We start from the raw sequence: 1,624 nt of genomic DNA on the forward strand, positions 1-1,624 counted from the left end.
AACTTGGCGTGGTCGATCGCCGTGCCTGCAGCATCCACCAAGGTGAAGGTCAGAGCGTCCCCATCGATATCGGTGGCATCGAGATCGCCGACCACGACTGGATTGACAGCATCGAACGAATTTTCGTCGATCGTGTTGTCGGACAGCGTGACGACCGTCGGGCCGCTGTTCGCTACGGTGATCGTGACATCCTGATCGAAGGAGAATGCACCGTTCTTCACGCGAACGCTGATCGTATGGTCGCCCTTGGCGAGATCGGCGCCGGCGCTCACCACGATCGTCGACACGCCGGTCGTCGCGTCTTTCACGATCGTGAACAGATCGGTCGCCGTGACTTCGCTTTCGCCGCCCGCGCCGTCGTCCACGACGAAGACGTAGTCGAAGGCTCCCGCTGCTTCATCATCTGCATCGGTCGCGCCGAGGGTCGCGACGAGAGCGCCGTCTGCCGCCGTCGCATMGATGTCTTCTGCCGCTACTGTGATGGCCGAAGGAGCGCTCTCCAATACCGTAAGCTCGAACGGGTCGAGCAACCGGATCGTTTGGTCACTCGAATCCGTCACCTTGAGGTAGAATTCGTAAGTTCCCGCATCCAGCGACTGGCCGGGCCTCAGCACGACGGTGGACACACCGGTCGTCGCGTCTTTCACGATGGAGAACAGGGTACTATCCACCGAATCGCCGTCCACGGTCACGAATTCATAAGTGAAATCGCCTGGCTCCTGATCGGCGGCGTCGGGATCCGTTGCTCCGAGGTTCGCGATGAGAGCTCCCGGTTGCGCGGTCGAGTCGAGCGTTGCTTGTGTGATCTCGATCGCGGAGGGAGCTTCAGCGATATCGGTCACAGCCAGCGTAAAGGTCGTGGCGCCGGTATCATTCACGTCGGCGTCGTTGGTCCAAATGACCTGGATATCCTCGAGGGGCATTTCGAAATCGAGAGCAACGCCATCGCGCAACTTCACGACCATGGCGCCTGCGTCGTCCACGATTTCGAAGATCGCATTCAGTTCATCGTTGAAAAACTCGAACGAATAAGTTGCGCCCACCCCGGGCTCTACCATCGTCAGCGTCGCAACATTCTGTCCTGCGTTGTTTTCGTCCACTGTGTGCGCCGCAATCGTCAAATTCGTAGGCATCGTTCTAATCCCCCCAAAAAGCTCATTCAAAATTGAAACGAGTGGCGAAGATCAGTAATGTTATATTATATAGGATTCAAGACCTTTTTTGCTCCTCGCTGCGATTTTTTATTCGCCCCTGCTTCCGTGAGGTCGCCATCCCCTCTTCGAGTTGTGAACGGTCCGCTTCCACTACCCACCGGTGTGCGCTCAATTCGCCGCTGACCAAGATGGGCAGCCGTGCTAGCCTTCTTGGGGGTTGAAGACGTCGCCGATGCACAGAGGAGTTCGAAGGCATGAGCGAAGGCCTCAAGCCGACGTCCGGTGAAATGCGCCGCACCAACGGCCCCGACGGGAGCCCCCAGCGGCGCCTCGAACCGTTCGTGACGCGGGCGAGGCTTGCCATCCTTTGGGAGCGGGCGTGGCCGCGGATCTGGGTGCCCCTTTCGGTGGTCGCGCTTTTCCTGGCTGCCTCGTGGTTCGGCCTCTGGCTGGCGCTCCCGCCCGTCGGA

At 59.5% G+C, this 1,624-nt stretch carries 2 protein-coding genes; one reads left to right on the forward strand and one right to left on the reverse strand.

Going from position 1 to position 1,624, the window contains the following annotated elements; all coding sequences use genetic code 11:
- A partial coding sequence (locus tag AC1DT3_RS20470) for a hypothetical protein (RefSeq protein WP_477467044.1) occupies window positions 1-1,133 on the reverse strand: 1,133 nt, incomplete at its 3' end.
- A 275-nt stretch (window positions 1,134-1,408) separates the two neighbouring features.
- Here AC1DT3_RS20470 and AC1DT3_RS20475 point away from each other — a divergent pair.
- A partial coding sequence (locus AC1DT3_RS20475; protein WP_477467045.1) for a DUF4175 family protein occupies window positions 1,409-1,624 on the forward strand: 216 nt, incomplete at its 3' end.

The sequence above is a fragment of the Microvirga sp. P4_G7 genome (assembly GCF_056401005.1).